Source organism: Denitromonas halophila (assembly GCF_007625155.1).
GTDB classification, from domain to species: Bacteria; Pseudomonadota; Gammaproteobacteria; order Burkholderiales; family Rhodocyclaceae; genus Nitrogeniibacter; species Nitrogeniibacter halophilus.
In genome coordinates this window covers 393,491-406,976 of record NZ_VMNK01000006.1, presented here as the reverse complement: position 1 = coordinate 406,976, position 13,486 = coordinate 393,491, and the positions used below count along the sequence as shown (strand labels likewise).

Below are 13,486 nucleotides of genomic sequence, written 5' to 3'. Positions count from 1 at the left end.
ACAGGTCAAGAGATTAAACATTAACCGACCGGTCGGTCAATGTTTAAATTCGAGCAATGACGAACGGTAGGCGAAGCCCGCCGCAGATCGGCGTCAGCGTGTTTGTGCTGTGAGCCGGTGCGCGGTAGTCGGGGTTGAGCACGACTTCGGATTTGATGAAGGCAGCGGTGAACAACATGATGCACAACGAGAGGATCACGAAGTGCCGAATCTGCCAGGCGCGATCCGCGCCAGCACGGGTGCCCATGGCCATGCGTTGCATGAAACTGAGCCCCGCCGCGCTCAGGCACAGCAGGGCGCCGGCCAGCAGGCGGGCCGAGATGCCGCTGAAATGCGTGGCCAGCGACAGATCAAAGCGGTTGGGCAGATAGAACTCGCCGCGTGTGAACAACCATGCCCCGGCCAGCCCGCTGAGCAGCACCACGAACAGCGACAGCGTGCGCATCATGGGGCGGCGGCGCCTCCATTGGTGAGGGCGGCGGTGACCGGCGCGATCAGTGCATCACCGAGTTGTTCGTGTGCTTGCGCGTCCAGATGCACGCCATCGGCGGCGCTGCAGTGGATGACGCTGGCGGCATTGAAGAACGCGCAGCCATGGTCCTTGGCGACGCGTTCGAGGGCAGCGGACAGGCCGGTGCATTTCAGATCGCCTTCATGAAACTTCTGCGCCATCGTGCCCGCCGGCATGCCGATCGGCGGCGGGGCGACAATTAAGATGGGCGGAACCGGCATGCCCGGCTCGATCGGTGCACGGCGGATCGCGTCGATCAGCGCGGCAACGCCCTCGGCTGCGTGCCACGCGTTGTGGGGGTGCATGGATTGAAAGTCGTTATTGCCGAGCATCAGGATCACCAGCGCCAGGGGGCTGTTCACCTCGATGCGCTGGGCCAGGCCGTCGATGCCTTTGCGACCGGCCTTGAAGGGGTCGTCCCACACCGTGCGCCGGCCGTTCAAGCAGTCTTCGATGATGCGCACATCCTGCCCTGCGTCGCGCAGTGCGATCTCCAGCCGGCCGGGCCAGCGCACCGGGAATGGGTGGCGTTGTCGGGTGTTGGGGATGATGCCCCAGGACAATGAATCGCCGTATACCAGAATCTGTTGCATCTTTATCCCCTTGTGTGTGGATCAGTCGCCGCCACAACCTCCGCCGCAGCCGCTGCCACAACCCCCATCCGAGCTGCCCGAGTCGCTGCTGCAACTGCTGCAGCCGCCGCCACAACCGATGTGGCTCGCACAGTATGCGCCGCTGGCGGCTGTACCCGCTTTGCGGCAGTCGAGCTGGTAGCTGAAACCGTCGCTCAGACCGAGCGTTGCGTCGATGGCAAACAGGCGGGGCAGGCGGGAGGGCGACTTGGGATCGATACCCTCATGGGCGCAGGCGTGCCGCCAGCTGCGCTTGAGGCCGTCTTGCGCCTGCGTCGGGCGGGTCATCGCCTCGGCGGGTACATGGTGCAGAAAACGCCCCAGCCCCCGGCGGCAGAAATCCTGATAATTGCGGGTGAACAGGATGAACTCGTGCCACGCGTCATCGACCGCCTGTGAGGGCATTGATAGCTTGCGTCGGCCGGCGCGGTGGTTGATTTCGAACCAGTCGCGCAGGCCGTGAAAGACGGTTTTGCGTTGCGCCGGGCTTAGTTCGGGCCGGCGGCTGGCGAGGCGTTTGTCGAGCAGGCGGCTGAAATCGTAGTGCTGGAGAAACTGCCCGCGCTCGCGGGCCACGCGCTTGCGCCACAGTACGCCACCGGCGAGCATGGCCGCCGCGCCAGCGACCAGCAGCGAGACACTCACGCCCGCCACCCGATCAACCGCCGAACATGTCGCCTGCCTTGCCTGGCGGCGTGAGGCCGAAATGCTGCCAGATCGCATGCGTGGCGATGCGCCCGCGCGGCGTGCGCTGCAGATAGCCTTGCTGGATGAGATAGGGTTCGAGCACATCCTCGATGGTGTCGGGCGACTCGCCAATTGCCGCGGCGATGTTATCCAGCCCCACCGGGCCGCCGCCGAATTTCTCGAGCACCGCGCTGAGCAGCTTGCGGTCCATCAGGTCGAGTCCGAGCGAGTCGACATCGAGCATGACGAGTGCGGCATCCGCCACCGGCGACGAAATATGCCCGTCGGCGCGCACCTCGGCATAGTCGCGCACCCGGCGCAGCAGGCGGTTGGCAATGCGCGGTGTGCCGCGGGCGCGGCGGGCGATCTCCAGCGCGCCAGCGTCGTCGATGTCCACATTGAGCAGGCCGGAGGAGCGGCTGACGATGGTGCGCAACTCGTCCGCGGTATAGAACTCCAGCCGCGACACGATGCCGAAGCGGTCGCGCAGCGGATTGGTGAGCATGCCGGCGCGGGTGGTGGCGCCCACCAGCGTGAAGGGCGGCAGGTCCAGCTTGACCGAGCGCGCCGCCGGCCCCTCGCCGATCATGATGTCGATCTGAAAGTCTTCCAGCGCCGGGTAGAGGATCTCTTCAACCACCGGCGACAGGCGATGGATCTCGTCGATGAACAGCACATCGTTCGGCTCGAGATTGGTCAGCAGCGCCGCCAGATCGCCCGCGCGCTCGAGCACCGGGCCCGAGGTCTGGCGCAGATTGACGCCCATCTCGGCGGCCACGATATGCGCCAGCGTGGTCTTGCCCAGCCCCGGCGGCCCGAATAGCAGTACATGATCAAGCGCCTCCGAGCGTCGCCGCGCGGCCTGGATGAAAATCTCCAGCTGCTCTCGAATCTTCTCCTGCCCAACGTAATCCGCCAGCCGCTTCGGCCGCAGCGCGCGCTCGATGGCGTCTTCCTGCCGGTTGGCCGTCTGCGGCGCAATCAGCCGCTCGGTGCTCGCCTGGAGTTTGTCGGTTTCGATCATGGCGGCAGTTTAACTGAAGGGCGCTATTCCGGATTCGTGTTCCGGCCGCGATACCAGATGATAAAGACTACGACAGGGGCGAGCAGCAATGGCCCACCGCCGATCTTGAACCAGGTGCTCGCAGTGTTGATCGACGCCGGTGGGAGCTTGGCCGTCATATAAAGACCCGCGAGAACCCCCGCCGCCAAGCCTGTCCATACGAGTGCCGGAACCTCCGACAAGCGGAGGCTGCGGTGTCGGGTCGTGAGCCAGAGAAGGCACGCAAGCGACGCGGTGGGCACGAGCAGTGCGATGGCGGTCCAAAGCATGGTGGCATTCAGGCCATCCTTGAAAGCCAGACCCCCTGTAACAAACAGCCCAAACAGCGTAACGAATGCCGTCGGGGCGATGGCGGCAAAGCCAAGCAACACGAGCACGATGCTGCCAACGCGGCCCGCGACGTCCTTCATTCGGGCTGTTTGGGGGCGAGCTTTCGGATATAGACCGTCTTCTCCACCCGCGCACACACCTCGCCGTCGGCATTGATCACCTCGACCGTATAGGTCGGCAGGTGTTTTTCTCCGTCGGCGGTAGCGGCGCGTATGGCGTCGATCTGCGCTTCATTGAGCATGAAGCGGGCGGTGACCGTGCCTTTGGCGGGGTGCAGGAAGTCGATCTTCGCGGCGCGGTCCCACACCACATAGCCTTTGCCGAGGCGGTGCATCAGCATCAGCATGTAGAACGGGTCTGTCATGGAGAACAGCGAGCCGCCGAAGTGGGTGCCGACATAGTTTCGGTTGAACAGGCCCATCTTGAGAGCGACCACGATCTCGCTGAAGTCGGGGGCGATGTGCTGCACGCGGATGCCGGCGCCGAGAAAGGGCGGCCACAGGCTGATGCCCCATTTGAGCAGGCCGGGGCCGAGGCGGATGCTGCGTAGAAAGCCTTGTTTCGGGGTCGGCGTTGCCGCGCGTGGCATCAGGCTTTCGCGAGGAGCTTGAGGGCCGCGCGGATGCCGTCGGAGACGGTGGCGTCGTCGGCCAGGCCTTTCATGGCGCCGAGGGCTTCTTTCTCGTTGTAGCCCAGCGCCATCAGGGCGTTGAGGATATCGCTGCGTGCGTCGGGCGGGGTGTTAGCGCCACTGGTGGCGAGGTTGGCGGAGACGGTGGGCAGGGCTTTGCCGAGCTTGTCCTTGAGTTCGAGCAGCAGGCGCTCGGCGGTTTTTTTGCCAATGCCGGGGATCTTCACCAGCCGGCCGGTTTCCTGCAGCGCGATGGCCTGGGCGAGGTCGGTAACCGACAGGCCCGAGAGCACGGCCAGCGCGGTGCGTGCGCCGATGCCGGAGACCTTGATCAGCTGGCGGAAGGCGGTGCGTTCTTCATGGCTGCCAAAGCCGTACAGAAAATGGCCGTCCTCGCGCACCGCGAGGTGGGTGTGCAGGCTGACCGCCTGGCCGGTGGCGGGCAGGTGGTAGAAGGTGCTCATGGGCACGTCAACTTCATAGCCGACGCCGCCAGCGTCGATGAGGATTTGTGGCGGGTTCTTTTCGAGCAGGGTGCCCGTGAGGCGTCCGATCATTGTCTAGAAATCCGCAGCCTGGAAGGCCGGCAGTGCCTCGGCTGCCGCGGCGTGGGCGGCGAGGCGGGGGTAATCGGCGGGGTCAATCACGCCGGGGAGTTTGCTTTGCGTAAAGCGCCAGGCGACGGCGGTGCTGACGTCGGCCTGGGTGAGGTCGTCGCCACACAGCCAGTCGCTATCGCCAAACTCGGCTTCGAGCAGGTCGTAGCTGGCACGTAGCTGTTCGGTCAGGCGGCCGGACCAGTCGAGCCAGCGGTGCGCTTCGGGGCGGATGCTGGTTTCGTAGTAGCGCTGGACGGAGCGGTCGCAGGCGGCCAGCGCCAGGCTGGTCAGCCGCAGGCAGCGCTGGCGCGCCACTGGATCGCTTGGCGTGAGGCGGTTTTTGGGCGCGGCGAGGGTTTCGAGGTATTGCAGGATGATCTGGGACTCGACCATCACCGTGCCGTCGTCAAAGACCAGCGTCGGTGCCTTGACCAGCGGGTTGATCGCGCGGAACTGTTCGTATTGGCGAAACACCGAGATCTGTTCGTGGTCCAGCGACAGATGCATCAGGTGCGCCGAGACGACGGTGCGGCGGACAAAGGGCGAGTCGAGCATGCCGATGAGTTTCATGACGGGCAGGGGGCTAAATCAAACGGGCGTTTATTGGCGCGTGAACCGGGTGGCGATGTCAAGCAGGCTTTTGGCAATCGGGATGCCAGCGCTGAGGATATCGTCGGCAGGGGTGAGCAGGTCGGGCACCATCACCACGCGCATGCCGGCGTCACGGGCGGCGCGTACACCGGCGTTGGAATCTTCGAGCGCGAGGCAGTCGGCCGGGCGCTGGCCGAGGCGTTCGGCGGCGGCGAGAAAGATATCGGGCGCGGGTTTGCCGCGGGCGACCTCGTCGCCGGCGACCACGATGTGCACCCGGTCGAGCAGGCCGACGGCGTCGAGCTTGGGCAGCGCGCGGCTGCGCCGGGTGGAGGTGGCGACGGCGCGCGGCAGGCCGGCGGCCTCCAGCGCATCAAACAATTCAAGCACGCCGGGTTTGAGCGGGATGGTGCCGGCGGCGATGACCGCTTCGTAGCGCAGGCCGAACTCGGCGCGATGGGCGTCGAGCGGGTAGTCGTCGCCGAAGGCGCCTTTGAGCAGGGATTCGTGTTCGCGCGAGTTGAGGCCGATCATCTGCATGGCCACTTCGTGCGTCCAGGGGATGTTCAGATCGAGGCTGACCTGGCGACCAATGTCGTAGGCAATGCGTTCGCTGTCGAGCAGCAGGCCGTCCATGTCGAAGACGACGGCATGAAGGTCGGTCGGATTGAAGGGGTTCATTGTGGAAGCTGAGCTCGCTCGGGCGGGGTGTGGCGGCCGAGGGGGCGATTTGCGCCCGCGGGATGCGCCACCTGCGCCGTGGTGGCGCAGGTGGCAGTGTCTATTCAGTGAGGGATGATCGGTGTGTGACCAACGGCATGCTTTTTGGCTTGCTTGGCGGCTTTCTTTTCCTTGGGGCTGAGCAGCGGCTGTTTTCGCTGTTCTTTGTTGCTCTGCTTTATCTTGCCCATGATCGTACTCCCGAGACGCGTCGGCAAATGCCGCTGCTGGTTCAGTATAGGCCGTCCCGACGTCGGGTGCCGCCCGACGACATCAATTGGCCGGGGGGCGTACGATGGTGCTTTGGAGGGCCGCGTATGCAGATTCAATCAGCATTCAGCATGTCCGGCGCCGTATTGGCGGTGCGGGGGAGCGTGGTCGACGTGCGTTTTGAGGGCGGCGTGCCGCCCATTCGGACGCTGTTGCGCTCGGGCGCGTCCAGCGAGATTGCCATCGAGGTGATGGCGCACCTGGATGCCCATCGTGTGCGCTGCATTGCGCTGACCCCGACCCAGGGGCTGGCGCGCGGCATGCCGGTGACCGACACCGGGGCGCCCTTGCAGGCACCTGTCGGGCCGGGCATTTTGTCGCGGATGTTCGATGTGTTCGGTCAGGCGATTGATCGCCAGGCGCCACCCGAAGTGAGCTGGCGCAGCGTGCATCGGGCGCCACCGGCGCTGGCGCAGCGTTCGACCCGTTCGGAGGTGTTCGAGACCGGCATCAAGATGATCGACGTGCTGATGCCGCTGGAGCGTGGGGGCAAGGCGGGGCTGTTCGGCGGCGCCGGCGTGGGCAAGACGGTGCTGCTGACCGAGATGATTCACAACATGGTCGGCCAGCACGCCGGGGTGAGCATCTTCTGCGGCATCGGCGAGCGCTGTCGCGAGGGCGAGGAGCTCTACCGCGACATGAAGGCGGCCGGCGTGCTGGACAACATGGTGATGGTGTTCGGCCAGATGAACGAGCCGCCGGGCGCGCGCTTTCGGGTGGGCCATGCGGCGCTGACCATGGCCGAGTATTTTCGTGACGACACGCATCGCGACGTGTTGCTGCTGGTCGACAATATCTTCCGTTTCATCCAGGCCGGCATGGAGATCTCCGGCATGCTCGGCCAGATGCCCTCGCGCCTGGGCTATCAGCCGACCATGGGCACCGAGTTGTCGCAGCTCGAGGAGCGCATCGCCAACACCGATCGCGGTGCGATCACCTCGATCCAGGCGGTGTATGTGCCGGCCGATGACTTCACCGATCCGGCTGCGGTGCACACCTTTTCTCATCTGTCTGCCTCGATTGTCTTGTCGCGCAAGCGCGCCAGCGAGGGCTTGTATCCGGCCATCGATCCCTTGCAGTCGAGCTCGCGCATGGCCACGCCGGGCGTCGTCGGCGAGCGTCACTATGCGCTGGCGCAGGCCATTCGCCGCACGCTGGCGCAATACGCCGACCTGAAAGACATCATCGCCATGCTCGGGCTGGAGCAGCTGTCGGTGGCAGACCGAAAAGTGGTGGCGCGCGCACGCCGGCTGGAGCGCTTTCTGACCCAACCCTTCTTCACCACCGAGCAGTTCTCGGGGCTCAAGGGGCGGCTGGTCAGCCTGGCCGACGCGCTCGACGGCTGCGAACGGATTCTCAATGACGAGTTCGCCGACGTGCCGGAGCGCTCGCTGTACATGATCGGTGCCATCGACGAGGCCCGGCGCAAGACCGTTCCGGCGCCGGAAACGGCGACGGCCCCATGAAGCTGAAGATCCTCCTCCCCGATCGCATCTTCGCCGACATCGGCGGGGTGTCGCGCATCGTGGCCGAATCGGTCGATGGCGCGTTTGGCCTGTTGCCGCGTCGGCTCGATTGCGCGGTGGCGCTGGCGCCGGGCATTTTGTTGTACGAGACCGAGGCCGACGGGGAGGTGTGTGTGGCGGTGGATCAGGGGGTGCTGGTCAAGGCCGGTGCCGAGGTGCGGGTGTCGGTGCGCAACGCCATGGCTGGAACCGATCTGGGCAGCTTGCGCGAGGCGGTGGATCGGGAGTTTCTCGCGCTCGACGCGCAGGAAAAGACCCTGCGCGACGCGCTGAACAAGCTCGAAGGTACGCTGGTGCGGCGGCTGGCGGAGTTCAGCCATGACTGAGCCGCGCCAGGAACGCCCGTCGCCTGAGAGCGAATTCAGCCGTGAGGTCGGCCGCAAGGCGGCGCGCAAGCTCAAGGCCCAGCGGCAGGTGAATCACACCATCTGGTTCGGGCTGGGGATGATGGGCCTGGTGGGCTGGTCGGTGGCCATGCCAACCCTGGTGGCGGTGGGCATCGGCTGGTGGCTCGACGCCCGCCATCCGGCCGGGCACTCCTGGGTGCTGGTGTTGATGCCGATCGGGCTGGTGCTGGGCTGCTTCAGCGCCTGGCACTGGGTGCTGCGCGAGGGGCAGGAAATCCGCGATCGGGAGGATGATGATGATGCATGAAGCGCTGGCGCTGATGCTGCCGCTGGGGGTGGGCGGTGTGCTGGGCGCGATCTTTTTCGGTGGCCTGTGGTGGACCGTGCGCCGGGCGGTCTCATCGCCGCGGGTGGCGCTGTGGTTTTTCGGCAGTCTGGTGCTGCGCATGGGGATCGTGCTGGCCGGGTTCTTTGCCGTGTGTGGCAGCGACTGGCGGCGCTGGCTGGCCGCACTGGTCGGCTTTGTGCTGGCGCGTGTGGCGGTCACTCGGCTGACCCGATCGGCAGATGCGGAGACGAGCCATGCACCTTAGCCCCGACGACATCATTTTGTGGCAGTTTGGCCTCTTCAAGATCAACGCCACCATCGCCTTCACCTGGGCGCTGATGGCGGTGCTGACGGTGGGTGCCTGGGCGGTCACGCGGCGGCTGTCGCGCGGTCTGGCCCGCTCGCGCTGGCAGAACCTGCTCGAGATCATCGTCACCGGCATCGAAACGCAGATTGCCGATATCGGCCTGGTCGCGCCGCGCAACTATGTGGGCTTTCTCGGCACCTTGTTCCTGTTCGTTGCCACGGCCAGCCTGTTCACCATCGTGCCCGGCTACGAGCCGCCCACCGGCTCGCTGTCGACCACCACTGCGCTGGCGCTGGCGGTGTTCGTCGCGGTGCCGATGTTCGGCATTGCCGAATGCGGATTGCGCGAATACCTCGCTGCCTATGTGAAACCGACCGTCATCATGCTGCCATTCAATATCATCAGCGAGCTGTCGCGCACCCTGGCGTTGGCGGCCCGCCTGTTTGGCAACATGATGAGCGGGACCATGATCCTGGCCATTTTGCTTACCATCACCCCCTTCATCTTCCCCATCATGCTCAGCGCCCTCGGGCTGCTGACCGGGATGGTGCAAGCCTATATTTTCAGTGTCCTGGCGGCGGTGTATATCGCCGCCGCCACGCGCATTCGCCCCCCGCTCCCGGGCGGCGCTGCGGCTGACACAGCGTCTGCAAATACCCCCTGAGGAGTCATCATGGATAGTCAAACCATCATTGCTGTGGTGTCGATCATCACCGCCGGACTCACCATCGCGATCGGCAGCATCGGGCCGGCGCTGGGCGAGGGGCGGGCGGTGTCGTCGGCGCTCACTTCGCTGGCCCAGCAGCCCGACGCCGCAGCCACCATCACCCGCACCCTGTTCGTTGGCCTGGCGATGGTCGAGTCGGTGGCGATCTACTGCTTCGTGGTGTCGATGATCCTGCTCTTTGCCAACCCGTTCTGGTCGCACGCCATTGCCCAGAGTGCAGGAAGTTGAGCCATGCTCATCGACTGGTTTACCGTTGTCGCGCAGTTGCTCAATTTTCTGATTCTGGTGTGGTTGCTCAAGCGCTTCCTGTATCAGCCGGTGCTCGACGCAATCGACGCGCGCGAGCAGCGCATTGCCAAGGAACTGGCGCAGGCCGATGCCACGCGCGATGCGGCCCAGGCCGAGCAGACGCATTTTCGTGAGCAGCAGGCGGCGCTGGACGCACAGCGCGAGGCACTGCTCGCCACCGCGACGGCCGAGGCCGATGCCGAAGGAAAGCGCCTGATCGAGGCTGCGCGTCAGCGTGCGACCGAACTGGAGGCCCACCAGACGCAGCGACTGGCCACGCAGGCGACGGCGCTCAGGCAGGCGCTCGCCGAGCGCACGCAACACGAAGTGTTTGCAGTGTGCCGCAAGGCCCTGGGCGACCTGGCCGATGCCGGGCTGGAGTCGCGCATGGTGGCCACCTTCGTGCGTCGGCTACAGGCGGCCCGTGCGGCGGACGAGGCGACGCTGCTGGCGGACTTCAAGGCGTCGGCCGCGCCCCTGGTGGTGCGCAGCGCCTTCGCCTTGTCCGACGCGGATCGCGCCGCCGTGCAGGCTGCCTTGAAGGACGATTTGGGCATCGCCCAGGCGCCGCAATTCGAGATTGCGTCCGATCGGGTGGCCGGGATCGAAATCGCCTCGGCCGGCCAGACGCTGGGCTGGAGCATTGCAGACTACCTCGATGCGCTGCAGGCGAGTGTGTCCGAACTGCTGGCGGCGCCGGCGCCCCCGGCGGGCGAGGCAAAGCCCAGCATCAAACTCAAGGTCCCGACCGATGCCGGGTGACAGCCTCGCCTCGGCCCTCGCGCAGCGCTTAGACATCGTCGCCCAGGCGCGCGAGGCTTTTGCGCCGCCGCTTGCGCCGAAAGAAACCGGCACGGTGACGCATGTCGCCGCCGGCGTCGCACGCGTCTCGGGCCTGCCCGGCGTAGCCTTCGAGGAGGTGCTGGCCTTCCCCGGCGGGCTGACTGGCATCGCCTTCAATGTGGACGAAGACGAGATCGGTGTGGTGCTGCTGGGTGACTACTGGCCACTTCGTGCCGGCGACCGGGTGACGCGGCTGGGGCATGTGGTCGACGTGCCGGTGGGCGATGCCCTGATCGGCCGGCTCATCGACCCCACCGGGCGGGTGCTGGATGGTGGCCCGCCGCTGCTGAGCGATGCGCGATTGCCGGTCGAACGCCCGGCGGCGCACATCATGGACCGCGCGCCGGTGACCGTGCCGCTGCAGACCGGCATCAAGGTCATCGATGCGCTGATCCCGATCGGGCGCGGTCAGCGCGAGCTGATTCTCGGCGACCGGCAAAGCGGCAAGACAGCCATTGCCGTCGACACCATCCTCAACCAGCGCGGCAAGAACGTCCTGTGCGTGTATTGCGCCATCGGCCAGCGCGCCGCCGGGGTGGCCAAGGTGGTCGCCATGCTGCGTGAGCACGAGGCCATGGCCTACACCGTGGCAGTGGTCACCGAGGGTAATGACGCGCCCGGGCTGAGCTATATCGCGCCCTATGCAGCCACCAGCATTGCCGAGCATTTCATGGCCCAGGGGCGGGATGTGCTGGTGGTGTACGACGACCTCACCCACCATGCGCGCGCCTATCGCGAGTTGTCCTTGCTGTTGCGTCGGCCGCCGGGGCGGGAGGCCTTTCCGGGCGACATTTTCTATATTCACTCGCGCCTGCTCGAACGCGCCACCCACTTGCGCGAAGACCTCGGTGGCGGCTCGCTGACCGCGCTGCCGATCATCGAGACCGAGGCGCAGGACATTTCAGCCTACATCCCGACCAATCTGATTTCGATCACCGACGGGCAGATCTACCTGTCGCCGACCCTGTTCGAGTTGGGCGTGCTGCCGGCGGTCGATGTGGGCATGTCGGTGTCGCGCGTCGGCGGCAAGGCGCAACGTGCTGCCTACCGCGCAGTGGCCGGCGACCTGAAGCTGGCCTATGCCCAGTTCGAAGAGCTGGAGAGTTTTACCCGTTTTGGTGCCCGGCTGGACGAGGACACCGTGCGCATGATCGACCATGGCCGACGCATCCGCGCCTGCCTCAAGCAGCCCGATGGCGCGCCGATCCCCATGCCCGCGCAGATTGCCGTGCTGCTCGCCTTGAGCGATGGCTTGTTTGACGCGGTGCCCTTGTCTGACATGCCCACCGCCGAGGCCGCCGTGCGCGCGGTCGCGGTGGCGCTGCCCGATGCGCTGTGTGCGCGGCTCGATGCGGCCGATACCTTGAGCGACGCCGACCGTGCAGACATCGTGGCCCGGGCCCGTGAGGCGCTGGCCGGGTTTGTCGCGACCGACGAACAGGGAGCCGGCGGGTGAGCGACGGCGTCGCCGGCCTGCGCCACCAGATTGCCGGGGCCGGCGAGCTGGCCACGGTGGTGCGCACCATGAAGGCCATGGCGGCTTCCAGCATCGGTCAGTACGAGAACGCAGTGCGTTCGCTCGACGAATACGCCCGCACCGTGCAACTGGGGCTGGCCGCCAGTTTGCGCCCGCTCGACACCACCGCGCTGCTCGCGCCCGCGTCGGGGCGCGACGCGCCGATCGGCGCCGTGGTGTTCGGTTCCGATCAGGGGCTGGTTGGCCGTTTCAACGAGGTCATGCTGTCGTATGTGGTCGAAACACTGGGCGCGCCGCCGGACGGGGCCGTGGTGTGGGCGGTGGGCGAGCGCATTCAGGCGCGTCTGGCCGACGTCGGGCTGGCGGCGGGCGCGCCCTTTGCGCTGCCCAATGGCATCGCGGCCATCACCGCACTGGTGGGGCGCGTTCTGATCGCGCTGGAGCAACGGCGTGACGCGGGCGAGGTCGGTGCTGTCTGGCTGTTCCACAACCAGCCGAAGCCGGGTGCACTGTACCGGCCCGTCGGTCAGCGTCTGCTGCCGCTGGATGCGGCGTGGCGGCAGCAATGGGCGCAGACGCCTTGGCCCACCCGCAACTTGCCCGAGCTGATGAACGGGCCGGCCCGGACGCTACCGGCCTTCGTGCGCGAATATCTGTTCATCTCGTTGTTTCGTGCCTGTGCCGAATCGCTGGCCAGTGAAAACGCCAGCCGGCTGGCGGCCATGCAGCGGGCCGAGAAAAACATCGGTGAGCTGCTGGACGTCTTGCGGCGCCGCTTCCACCGCCTGCGCCAGAGCGGCATCGACGCCGAGCTGTTTGATGTGGTTGCGGGCTTTGAGGCTTTGGCCGAGGGGCGCGGCGAGCGCTGATCGGCGAGGGGTCAGAGCACCGTCCCGAACAGATGACCGACGCCTGCGGTGAGTGCCATGGCCAGCGCCCCCCATAAGGCCACCCGCAGCGCTGCGCGGGGGACCGGCGCCCCGCCGGCGCGTGCGGCCAGCCCGCCCAGAGCCGTAAGCACTACCAGCGATGCCCCGGATACCGTTGGTACGAGGTGTGCGGCTGGTGCGATCAGCGCCACCGCCAGCGGCAGCGCTGCACCAACGGCGAAGGTGGCTGCCGAGGTCAGTGCCGCTTGAACGGGGCGGGCACTCAAGGTGTCGGTAATGCCCAGCTCGTCGCGGGCATGGGCGCCGAGGGCGTCGTGGTCCATCAGTTGGTGCGCCACCTGGTCGGCCAGCGCCGGGCTCAGGCCGCGTTTGACGTAGATGGCGGCCAGCTCCTGGTGTTCGTAGATCGGGTGGGCATCCAGTTCGGCGCGCTCACGGCGCAGGTCGGCCTGTTCGGTGTCGGCCTGGGAACTGACAGAAACATATTCTCCTGCAGCCATCGACATGGCGCCGGCCACCAGTCCGGCCACGCCGGCGATCAGCAGTGCGCTGTGTCCGGCGTCGGACGCAGCCACGCCGAGCATCAGGCTGGCGGTCGACACGATGCCGTCATTGGCGCCGAGCACCGCCGCACGCAGCCAGCCGGCGCGATGGGAGTGATGCACTTCCGAAGTGTGGCGCGTGTGTGGCATGCGGTGCGTTGGCCTGGGGACGATGTG

General features: G+C 66.4%; 20 protein-coding genes. 9 read left to right on the top strand and 11 right to left on the bottom strand.

The annotated features are described in order from the left end of the window. Positions 1-43: 43 nt before the first annotated feature. From FHP91_RS09010 to FHP91_RS21610, 10 genes are all read right to left on the bottom strand, one after another. The gene (locus tag FHP91_RS09010; RefSeq protein ID WP_144309246.1) at positions 44-448 is read right to left on the bottom strand and encodes a hypothetical protein; all 405 of its coding nucleotides are present in this window, start codon (positions 446-448) and stop codon (positions 44-46) included. After that, positions 445-1,104: an SGNH/GDSL hydrolase family protein gene (locus FHP91_RS09005; RefSeq protein WP_144309245.1), complete on the bottom strand. Its 660-nt coding sequence runs from the start codon at positions 1,102-1,104 to the stop codon at positions 445-447. Before FHP91_RS09005 ends, FHP91_RS09010 begins: the two co-directional genes overlap by 4 nt. Before the next feature lie 21 nt (positions 1,105-1,125). Then, positions 1,126-1,788, bottom strand: coding sequence for a glycine-rich domain-containing protein (locus FHP91_RS09000; protein ID WP_246116264.1), 663 nt, complete (start codon positions 1,786-1,788; stop codon positions 1,126-1,128). Positions 1,789-1,801: 13 nt separating this feature from the next. Continuing rightward, complete coding sequence (gene ruvB, locus FHP91_RS08995) at positions 1,802-2,854, bottom strand: Holliday junction branch migration DNA helicase RuvB (RefSeq protein WP_144174991.1); 1,053 nt, start codon at positions 2,852-2,854, stop codon at positions 1,802-1,804. 23 nt (positions 2,855-2,877) lie between these two features. Next, positions 2,878-3,303: a hypothetical protein gene (locus tag FHP91_RS08990; protein WP_144309244.1), complete on the bottom strand. Its 426-nt coding sequence runs from the start codon at positions 3,301-3,303 to the stop codon at positions 2,878-2,880. Then, positions 3,300-3,812, bottom strand: a complete 513-nt coding sequence (locus tag FHP91_RS08985) for a DUF4442 domain-containing protein (RefSeq protein ID WP_144309243.1) — start codon at positions 3,810-3,812, stop codon at positions 3,300-3,302. The genes FHP91_RS08990 and FHP91_RS08985 overlap by 4 nt, the downstream gene beginning before the upstream one ends. Continuing rightward, positions 3,812-4,411, bottom strand: a complete 600-nt coding sequence (ruvA, locus tag FHP91_RS08980) for a Holliday junction branch migration protein RuvA (RefSeq protein WP_144309242.1) — start codon at positions 4,409-4,411, stop codon at positions 3,812-3,814. Before ruvA ends, FHP91_RS08985 begins: the two co-directional genes overlap by 1 nt. 3 nt (positions 4,412-4,414) lie before the next feature. After that, a complete protein-coding gene (locus tag FHP91_RS08975; RefSeq protein ID WP_144309241.1) occupies positions 4,415-5,023 on the bottom strand; it encodes a glutathione S-transferase family protein in 609 nt (202 codons plus the stop codon). A gap of 30 nt (positions 5,024-5,053) precedes the next feature. After that, positions 5,054-5,725, bottom strand: a complete 672-nt coding sequence (locus FHP91_RS08970) for an HAD family hydrolase (protein WP_144309240.1) — start codon at positions 5,723-5,725, stop codon at positions 5,054-5,056. Between the two features lie 104 nt (positions 5,726-5,829). Beyond that, positions 5,830-5,955 carry a hypothetical protein gene (locus tag FHP91_RS21610; RefSeq protein WP_260851509.1) on the bottom strand — a complete coding sequence of 42 codons (126 nt, stop codon included), beginning with the start codon at positions 5,953-5,955 and terminating at the stop codon, positions 5,830-5,832. Positions 5,956-6,081: 126 nt separating this feature from the next. Between FHP91_RS21610 and atpD the strand changes: the two genes are divergently transcribed. Genes atpD through FHP91_RS08925 form a run of 9 tightly spaced genes read left to right on the top strand, consistent with a single transcriptional unit; the run spans position 6,082 to position 12,746 of the window. Further along, positions 6,082-7,500, top strand: a complete 1,419-nt coding sequence (gene atpD, locus FHP91_RS08965; RefSeq protein WP_144309239.1) for a F0F1 ATP synthase subunit beta — start codon at positions 6,082-6,084, stop codon at positions 7,498-7,500. Further along, on the top strand, positions 7,497-7,886 hold the full coding sequence (locus FHP91_RS08960) for a F0F1 ATP synthase subunit epsilon (RefSeq protein WP_144309238.1): 390 nt from the start codon (positions 7,497-7,499) through the stop codon (positions 7,884-7,886). The genes atpD and FHP91_RS08960 overlap by 4 nt, the downstream gene beginning before the upstream one ends. Then, positions 7,879-8,214 (top strand): AtpZ/AtpI family protein, encoded by a 336-nt coding sequence (locus FHP91_RS08955; protein WP_144309237.1) that lies wholly within the window; start codon positions 7,879-7,881, stop codon positions 8,212-8,214. Before FHP91_RS08960 ends, FHP91_RS08955 begins: the two co-directional genes overlap by 8 nt. Next, a complete protein-coding gene (locus FHP91_RS08950; RefSeq protein ID WP_144309236.1) occupies positions 8,207-8,500 on the top strand; it encodes an ATP synthase subunit I in 294 nt (97 codons plus the stop codon). Before FHP91_RS08955 ends, FHP91_RS08950 begins: the two co-directional genes overlap by 8 nt. Continuing rightward, entirely contained in the window at positions 8,490-9,206 is a 717-nt protein-coding gene (locus FHP91_RS08945) for a F0F1 ATP synthase subunit A (protein ID WP_144309235.1), read from the top strand. Before FHP91_RS08950 ends, FHP91_RS08945 begins: the two co-directional genes overlap by 11 nt. Before the next feature lie 9 nt (positions 9,207-9,215). Next, complete coding sequence (locus FHP91_RS08940; RefSeq protein WP_144175011.1) at positions 9,216-9,497, top strand: F0F1 ATP synthase subunit C; 282 nt, start codon at positions 9,216-9,218, stop codon at positions 9,495-9,497. 3 nt (positions 9,498-9,500) lie between these two features. Then, on the top strand, positions 9,501-10,319 hold the full coding sequence (locus FHP91_RS08935) for a F0F1 ATP synthase subunit B family protein (RefSeq protein WP_144309234.1): 819 nt from the start codon (positions 9,501-9,503) through the stop codon (positions 10,317-10,319). Beyond that, entirely contained in the window at positions 10,309-11,856 is a 1,548-nt protein-coding gene (locus tag FHP91_RS08930; protein ID WP_144309233.1) for an alternate F1F0 ATPase, F1 subunit alpha, read from the top strand. The genes FHP91_RS08935 and FHP91_RS08930 overlap by 11 nt, the downstream gene beginning before the upstream one ends. After that, positions 11,853-12,746 (top strand): F0F1 ATP synthase subunit gamma, encoded by an 894-nt coding sequence (locus FHP91_RS08925; RefSeq protein ID WP_144309232.1) that lies wholly within the window; start codon positions 11,853-11,855, stop codon positions 12,744-12,746. Before FHP91_RS08930 ends, FHP91_RS08925 begins: the two co-directional genes overlap by 4 nt. Before the next feature lie 11 nt (positions 12,747-12,757). Here FHP91_RS08925 and FHP91_RS08920 read toward each other — a convergent pair whose 3' ends face one another. Next, positions 12,758-13,459 carry a VIT1/CCC1 transporter family protein gene (locus FHP91_RS08920; RefSeq protein WP_144309231.1) on the bottom strand — a complete coding sequence of 234 codons (702 nt, stop codon included), beginning with the start codon at positions 13,457-13,459 and terminating at the stop codon, positions 12,758-12,760. Positions 13,460-13,486: the final 27 nt, after the last annotated feature.

Excerpts from the sequence above, each read along its gene's own strand:
- FHP91_RS08960 (WP_144309238.1), top strand. The coding sequence starts at position 7,497 with ATGAAGCTGAAGATCCTCCTCCCCGATCGCATCTTCGCCGACATCGGC.
- FHP91_RS08930 (WP_144309233.1), top strand. The coding sequence starts at position 10,309 with ATGCCGGGTGACAGCCTCGCCTCGGCCCTCGCGCAGCGCTTAGACATC.
- FHP91_RS08940 (WP_144175011.1), top strand. The coding sequence starts at position 9,216 with ATGGATAGTCAAACCATCATTGCTGTGGTGTCGATCATCACCGCCGGA.
- atpD (WP_144309239.1), top strand. The coding sequence starts at position 6,082 with ATGCAGATTCAATCAGCATTCAGCATGTCCGGCGCCGTATTGGCGGTG.
- FHP91_RS09010 (WP_144309246.1), bottom strand. The coding sequence starts at position 448 with ATGATGCGCACGCTGTCGCTGTTCGTGGTGCTGCTCAGCGGGCTGGCC.
- FHP91_RS08985 (WP_144309243.1), bottom strand. The coding sequence starts at position 3,812 with ATGCCACGCGCGGCAACGCCGACCCCGAAACAAGGCTTTCTACGCAGC.
- FHP91_RS08950 (WP_144309236.1), top strand. The coding sequence starts at position 8,207 with ATGCATGAAGCGCTGGCGCTGATGCTGCCGCTGGGGGTGGGCGGTGTG.
- FHP91_RS08975 (WP_144309241.1), bottom strand. The coding sequence starts at position 5,023 with ATGAAACTCATCGGCATGCTCGACTCGCCCTTTGTCCGCCGCACCGTC.
- FHP91_RS08935 (WP_144309234.1), top strand. The coding sequence starts at position 9,501 with ATGCTCATCGACTGGTTTACCGTTGTCGCGCAGTTGCTCAATTTTCTG.
- FHP91_RS08970 (WP_144309240.1), bottom strand. The coding sequence starts at position 5,725 with ATGAACCCCTTCAATCCGACCGACCTTCATGCCGTCGTCTTCGACATG.
- FHP91_RS21610 (WP_260851509.1), bottom strand. The coding sequence starts at position 5,955 with ATGGGCAAGATAAAGCAGAGCAACAAAGAACAGCGAAAACAGCCGCTG.
- ruvB (WP_144174991.1), bottom strand. The coding sequence starts at position 2,854 with ATGATCGAAACCGACAAACTCCAGGCGAGCACCGAGCGGCTGATTGCG.
- FHP91_RS08920 (WP_144309231.1), bottom strand. The coding sequence starts at position 13,459 with ATGCCACACACGCGCCACACTTCGGAAGTGCATCACTCCCATCGCGCC.
- FHP91_RS08945 (WP_144309235.1), top strand. The coding sequence starts at position 8,490 with ATGCACCTTAGCCCCGACGACATCATTTTGTGGCAGTTTGGCCTCTTC.
- FHP91_RS09005 (WP_144309245.1), bottom strand. The coding sequence starts at position 1,104 with ATGCAACAGATTCTGGTATACGGCGATTCATTGTCCTGGGGCATCATC.
- ruvA (WP_144309242.1), bottom strand. The coding sequence starts at position 4,411 with ATGATCGGACGCCTCACGGGCACCCTGCTCGAAAAGAACCCGCCACAA.
- FHP91_RS08990 (WP_144309244.1), bottom strand. The coding sequence starts at position 3,303 with ATGAAGGACGTCGCGGGCCGCGTTGGCAGCATCGTGCTCGTGTTGCTT.
- FHP91_RS08955 (WP_144309237.1), top strand. The coding sequence starts at position 7,879 with ATGACTGAGCCGCGCCAGGAACGCCCGTCGCCTGAGAGCGAATTCAGC.